The organism is Methylobacterium sp. CCH7-A2 (assembly GCF_001557075.1).
In the GTDB taxonomy this organism is placed as follows: domain Bacteria; phylum Pseudomonadota; class Alphaproteobacteria; order Rhizobiales; family Beijerinckiaceae; genus Allobosea; species Allobosea massiliensis.
The window spans coordinates 1-6,133 of the sequence record NZ_LSKN01000086.1; the positions used below are offsets into that span (position 1 = coordinate 1).

At 65.5% G+C, this 6,133-nt stretch carries 5 protein-coding genes and 2 tRNA genes; 4 read left to right on the forward strand and 3 right to left on the reverse strand.

Features of this window, described 5'->3' with window-relative positions; genetic code table 11:
- The first annotated feature begins 225 nt into the window (after positions 1-225).
- On the forward strand, positions 226-441 hold the full coding sequence (locus AX750_RS06565; RefSeq protein WP_066725060.1) for a hypothetical protein: 216 nt from the start codon (positions 226-228) through the stop codon (positions 439-441).
- Positions 442-474: 33 nt separating this feature from the next.
- On the opposite strand, the gene AX750_RS06570 is transcribed toward AX750_RS06565, so the two are convergent.
- Both AX750_RS06570 and AX750_RS06580 read right to left on the reverse strand, forming a co-directional pair.
- Positions 475-957 (reverse strand): hypothetical protein, encoded by a 483-nt coding sequence (locus AX750_RS06570; RefSeq protein WP_066725058.1) that lies wholly within the window; start codon positions 955-957, stop codon positions 475-477.
- Between the two features lie 1,185 nt (positions 958-2,142).
- Positions 2,143-2,227 (reverse strand) — tRNA-Tyr (locus AX750_RS06580).
- Positions 2,228-2,440: 213 nt separating this feature from the next.
- On the opposite strand from AX750_RS06580, the gene rlmB reads away from it, so the two are divergent.
- A complete protein-coding gene (gene rlmB, locus AX750_RS06585) occupies positions 2,441-3,271 on the forward strand; it encodes a 23S rRNA (guanosine(2251)-2'-O)-methyltransferase RlmB (RefSeq protein WP_156446658.1) in 831 nt (276 codons plus the stop codon).
- Positions 3,272-3,283: 12 nt separating this feature from the next.
- On the opposite strand, the gene AX750_RS06590 is transcribed toward rlmB, so the two are convergent.
- Positions 3,284-3,820, reverse strand: coding sequence for a hypothetical protein (locus AX750_RS06590; RefSeq protein WP_066725050.1), 537 nt, complete (start codon positions 3,818-3,820; stop codon positions 3,284-3,286).
- Positions 3,821-4,165: 345 nt separating this feature from the next.
- Here AX750_RS06590 and AX750_RS06595 point away from each other — a divergent pair, with 345 nt between their 5' ends.
- Positions 4,166-5,791 carry an MFS transporter gene (locus AX750_RS06595; protein WP_082735252.1) on the forward strand — a complete coding sequence of 542 codons (1,626 nt, stop codon included), beginning with the start codon at positions 4,166-4,168 and terminating at the stop codon, positions 5,789-5,791.
- Positions 5,792-5,941: 150 nt separating this feature from the next.
- Positions 5,942-6,019, forward strand: a tRNA-Thr gene (locus AX750_RS25890).
- Positions 6,020-6,133 lie beyond the last annotated feature (114 nt).

Here is a 6,133-nt window from a genome sequence, read left to right on the forward strand (position 1 = left end):
CCGGCAATCGCCGGTGACCACCGTCAGCTACACCACGCTATGGGACACGACCCTCGCCGACCTCAAGGCTCAGTTTTCGGCGGTGCTGCTGTAGTGAAGATCCGTGACCAGCAGCCGATGATCAAACCGACTTGAGATCGCCAAACATAGCTCGGTACCAATTAGATCCATGTTGGCCTCGATGCCGAATTGCCAGCCTACCGCTCCTCGACAGGAGCGACGGACATGGGCAAGCAGCCCCGGCAAGGCCGCAGAAAGGGGGGCAAGGTCACGCGGGCGTCGTACCATCCCTCGCTGGCGTCTGCCCGCCGCCTGGATGAGACACTCCCAGATCGCCGGATCGTTCTCGAGGACATCGATGCCGGGGTCGTCGGCATGGCGGAACTCGACGCGCTGGAGCATTATTTCGGAGACGTTGTCGAGCGCGTTCTGGGTCGATGAGCAAGTGAGTCGTCTCTCGTCATCGCAGCGGTATCAAACAACCACGCATAGACCCCATAGGACACGAAGATGGTTCGCCGCAGACGCCCCCCACTTGAGGAAACCTTGATCCGGCCCGACCGGGTGGTCCTCTACATCCGCGTCTCGACCGACCGGCAAGCTGAAAACCGCCTTTCGCTCGAGGAGCAGGAAGCTCAGATGCGCGACCACTGCGAGCGCCAGGGATGGACGATCCTCGGCACCTATTGCGACGCTGGAGAGAGTGCCAGCTCTGTGCAGCGGCCTCAGCTTCAGAAGATGCTGGCACACTGCCTCGATGGCTCCCGGTCGGTCGACGCCGTGCTCGTTCACTCGATCTCGCGAGGGTTCCGCAACCTTGTGGACCAGGAGCGAACGGTTCTCGAACTCGCCGCACACGGCGTTGCGGTTCGTTCTGTCACCGAGAACATCGTCGACTCTCAGTCTGGCGAACTCGTCCGCCTGGTGCTCGGGCTCGCCAATCAGTTCAAATCCCATGACGCACGTATCGGCACCATGCGCGGCATGGTCGCGACCGCCAAGCTTGGGTTCTCCAACGGCGGGACCACACCATACGGATATCGCTCGGCGCCAGCCAAAACGATCGGCAGGACAACCAAGCACGCGCTCGAAGTCGACGCAGTGGAGGCCGAGGTCGTTCGCCTCGTCTTCCGCCTCGCGCTAGACGGCGACGGTGTGTCGGGCCCCATGGGCGTGCGGGCCATCGTCCAACATCTCAACGCCTCCGGCTACCGGACCCGCAAAGGCGGAGAATTCTATTCCAGCACCATCCACGAGATGCTGATTCGCGAAGCCTATACCGGCGTCCGCTCCTGGAACGTCTTCGACAAGCACGGCAAGCAAAATCCCGACGACAGAATCGTCGACTACGAGGTGCCAACGATCGTCGATCGCGAGACCTACGACGCGGTGCAGGCTCACTTGGCTGAGCGTCAACCAACCCGCCGCGGTCCTCGTCTCGACAACGCCCCGTCACTGTTCGGCGGGCTCATCCGTTGCGGTTGCTGCGGACGGGCCATGTCCCCAGCGACCGGAACCTCTCGCAATGGTACGATCTACCGCTATTACAAATGCGCAGGCACTATCAACCAGAGTCCTCGGAGCTGTCAGATTAAAGCGGTCGGTCGGGACGCAACCGAAGATCGCGTCATGCACGCGCTGGTACAATGGCTGACGACTCCAGACCGCCTGGTTGGCATTCTCGAGGCTCTTCACAGCCGCAAAGCCTCAAAGCAGGGATCCGTCCTTCGACGCATCGCTCAGTTGCAGGCGGACGTGGCTGAAGCCGACAAATCGCTTCAGAACGTCTATCGGGCCATCGAGTCTGGCACTCTCGATCCCACCGAGCCTTCTCTCCAGATCCGTGTCAGAACCCTCCGGGAGAGGCGGGACCTCGCTTCATCAGCGGTCGAGCGCGCGAAGGCCAGTCTGATCGACCAACCGGTATTCGCTCCTCATGTCGTGGAGGCGTTCCGCTCGTCGCTCGTTGAGCGCCTAATCAACGGCCCTGTTGAAGCGCGCAAAGCTTGGCTCGGTGCGGTTGTCGACGCCATCATCGTCGAGCCAGATAAAATCCGAGTGGTGGGCAGAACCGACAATTTCGAGAAGAACCTGCGAAGCCAGGCCGCAGGTCGCGGCCCGGTTCGCAGTTCTGATCGGAAGTGGTGGGGGAAGCAGGACTCGAACCTGCGAAGGCATAGCCAGCGGATTTACAGTCCGCCCCCTTTGCCGCTCGGGACATTCCCCCGCCTGCGCCGCCTGCGGCTGGGCCGCGGGCGTCTCTCTCGTGTCACTGGTGTGACGGCGACAGGCGCGGCCGGACTTATGGTGACCGGGCCGCCCCCTGTCAACGCCAAAAAGCCGTTGTCCCATCGTCATGCCATGGCACATCGGCAATTCCAGGCTGGTCAAGCCGGGACTGTCATGTCAGGGCATGCGCCGGCCCCGCAGGAGAACCCCCATGCCAGCACCGTTTCGCCCCAAGCCGGACCGCGATCGGCCGCGCCGCGAGGGTGCGCGCGGTGACGGCCCGCGCCAGACCAGTCCACGCCGCGCCGACGGCACGCTGCACCACCGCCCCGGCGATATCGACGAGGCGGTGCTTTACGGCGTCCACCCGGTGATCGAGGCCCTGCGCAATCCCATGCGCCGCCATCGTCGCCTGCTCGCGACAGAGAACGGGGTCAAGCGCCTGCAGGAGGAGATCGGCGATCTGCCGCTTGAACCCGAGATCGTGCGCCCTTCCGAGATCGACCGGCTGCTCACCCCCGATTCGGTGCATCAGGGACTCTATCTCGTCTGCGATCCCCTGCCCTCGCCCGATCTCGACAGCCTGCCCGACGACGCGATCGTGCTGGCGCTCGACCAGATCACCGATCCGCACAATGTCGGCGCCATCCTGCGCTCGGCGGCCGCCTTCGGCGCCGCGGCGGTGATCGTCACCATCCGCCACTCCCCCGCGGCCACCGGCGTGCTGGCGAAATCGGCCTCGGGCGCGCTCGAGCATGTCCCGCTGATCGCCGTCCGCAATCTCGGCGACGCACTCGATGAACTCGGCAAGCGCGGCTTCCAGCGCATCGGCTTCGACTCGGATGGCGACACCGCCTTCGAGGACGTGACCCTGACGCGCCCGCTGGTCATGGTGATGGGCGCCGAGGGCAAGGGCCTGCGCCAGCGGACGCGCGAACTTTGCGATCAGGTCGCGCGCCTGGAAGTGCCGGGCGCGATCACCAGCCTCAATGTTTCCAACGCCACGGCGATCGCGCTCTACGCCGCCAGCCGGCGCCGCTGAGACCGGCCGGCCTCAGCGGCCCGGGACGATCAGCAGCAGCGCGCCGGTCTCGGCATGGGCGAAGCGCGTGCGCCGGCCCTGCCGCGGCTCGGGATCGCTGATCCGGATGACGCGGGTCGCCGGACGATCGTGCCGTCCCTCGAGCCGGTAGAGCGTCGGCTCGGGTGTCGGCGAGCGCGCGATGCCCATCCGCACCGGCATGTGCTCGAAGGAATGACGGTCGACGGGGCGCTCGATCTCGATCGCATGCGAGGATGTCCCCCCGCCCGGCACGGTCCACGGCCCGTAACCGACGGCGGCCAGCGGCCCGCGGCCGCCATGCCGGCCATGATGGTGGCCGCGCCAAGCGGTAGCATCGGAACGGACCCAGCGACGATCGCCCACCCGCTGGTGAATCGCCGCGCCGCGATGCGGGAGATGGCCGAGGCTCGGCCGAGCGGCACTCGCCCACGCCGCGGCGGGAAAGGCAGGCTGCGCGAGAGCCGGTCCCGCCGGCAGCCACAGGCCCGTCAGCAGCAGGCCGAGACAGATCATCCTGGCGCGCGACATGGCGCTCCTCCTTCTCCGCATCTCGTGGCCTCCGCCGCCGACTATAGGCGCCTACCCCCGGCTGCAAAGCGAAATCGCGCGCCGGCCCCGTCTGAGACGATCGTCGTACAACCAATGATGCAAGACCAAGTGCTTGATTGCGCTTGATCTTTTTCGAGCGCATCGGTGTCGCCGACGGAAGCGCGGACCTGCGGGTTTCGCCTCCGCCTTCGCCGCAATCACGTCGAACAAGGACGGTGGGCAATCGGGCAGCGCGGATCGTCCCGCTGCCGGGGTCATCGCAGGGGAGTACTCGCCATGAGCATGGCAGCAAACGTATCGGGGGCGAAGAGCGCGCCGCGCCCCATGACGAGAGAAGAGAAGCGCGTCATTCTCGCATCCTCGCTCGGCACCGTCTTCGAGTGGTACGACTTCTACCTCTACGGTTCGCTCGCCGTGATGATCGGCGCGCATTTCTTCTCGGCCTTCGATCCGAACACCCGCGCCATCTTCGCCCTGCTGGCCTTCGCGGCCGGCTTCCTCGTCCGTCCGTTCGGCGCCCTCTTCTTTGGACGTCTGGGTGACCTGATCGGCCGCAAATACACCTTCCTGGTTACCATCGTGATCATGGGCGCCTCGACCTTCCTGGTCGGACTGCTGCCCAGCTACAACACCATCGGCTGGATCGCGCCGGTCATCCTGATCGCACTGCGCATGCTGCAGGGCCTCGCGCTCGGTGGCGAATATGGCGGCGCCGCGGTCTATGTCGCCGAGCACGCGCCGGTCGGCCGTCGCGGCTTCTACACCTCCTGGATCCAGACCACCGCGACGCTCGGCCTGCTTCTGTCGCTGCTGGTCATTCTGGTGATCCGCGTCAACATGGGCGAGGCCGAGTTCGCCGCCTGGGGCTGGCGCATTCCGTTCCTGCTTTCGATCTTCCTGCTCGCGATCTCCGTCTGGATTCGGCTGCAGATGCAGGAATCCCCGGCCTTCAAGAAGATGAAGGAAGAGGGCACCGGCTCCAAGGCGCCGCTGACCGAGGCCTTCGGCCAGTGGAAGAACGCCCGCATCGCGCTGATCGCCCTGTTCGGCCTGACCATGGGCCAGGCGGTCGTCTGGTACACCGGCCAGTTCTACGCGCTCTTCTTCATCCAGAGCATCCTGAAGGTCGATCTCTATTCGGCCAACGTGCTGATCGCCTGGGCCCTGATCATCGGCACCGGCGGCTTCATCTTCTTCGGCTCGCTGTCGGACCGGATCGGCCGCAAGCCCGTCATCCTGGCCGGCTGCCTGATCGCGGCGCTGACCTATTTCCCGCTGTTCGGCGCCCTGACCAAGGCGGCCAACCCGGGCCTCGCCGCGGCGCATGAGAACGTCAAGGTGCAGGTCGTCGCCGATCCCGCCACCTGCGGATCGGTCTTCGATCCGGTCGGCATCCGCACCTTCACCTCGCCCTGCGACATCGCCCGCCGCACGCTGGCCACCCAGGCCATCGTCTACACCTCGGCTCCGGCGCCGGCCGGTACCCCGGCCAAGGTCACGGTCAACGGCAAGGAACTCGCCGTCGACGCGACCTTCGCCGCCACCGTCGCCAAGGAAGCGGTCGCCGCCGGCTACCCGGCCCCGGGCGATGCGCGCATCGTCAAGACCGGCTTCTTCAGCGCGCTGACGAGCGTTCAGTCGCTGACGATCATCGGCATCCTGACCATCCTCATCATCTATGTGACGATGGTCTATGGCCCGGTCGCCGCGGCGCTGGTCGAGCTCTTCCCGACCCGCATCCGCTACACCGGCATGTCGCTGCCCTATCACATCGGCAATGGCTGGTTCGGCGGCCTGCTCCCGGCGACCTCCTTCGCCATGGTGGCCGGCACCGGCGACATCTATTACGGCCTTTGGTACCCGATCGTCTTCGCCCTCGCGACCTTCGTGATCGGCATGCTGCTGGTGCCCGAGACCAAGGATCGCGACATCAACACCCACGAGAACTGAGCTTCGCTGGCTTCTCGACGACATCGGGCCCCGCCTCTCGAGGCGGGGCCATTTTGCTGGCCGCCTCAGCCTATCGACCGGCTTGCCCTGAGGAGACCCGGCTGCTAACCGCTAGGCCGTCGCGTCCGGCCCTGCCGGATCGACCGCGCCGGCGTAGCACAGCGGTAGTGCAGCGGTTTTGTAAACCGAAGGTCGGGGCCTTTTTAGCCTGAATCTCCGACGCAGCCGGACCTCCTAAGTCACTGGAATCATTCCGATGTCGGTATACCGATATCGAAAAGCGCCCAGTGTGAGATCGCCTGCAATGTTGCCCCTGTGAGGGGCGCTTATCGCGTTGAAGGT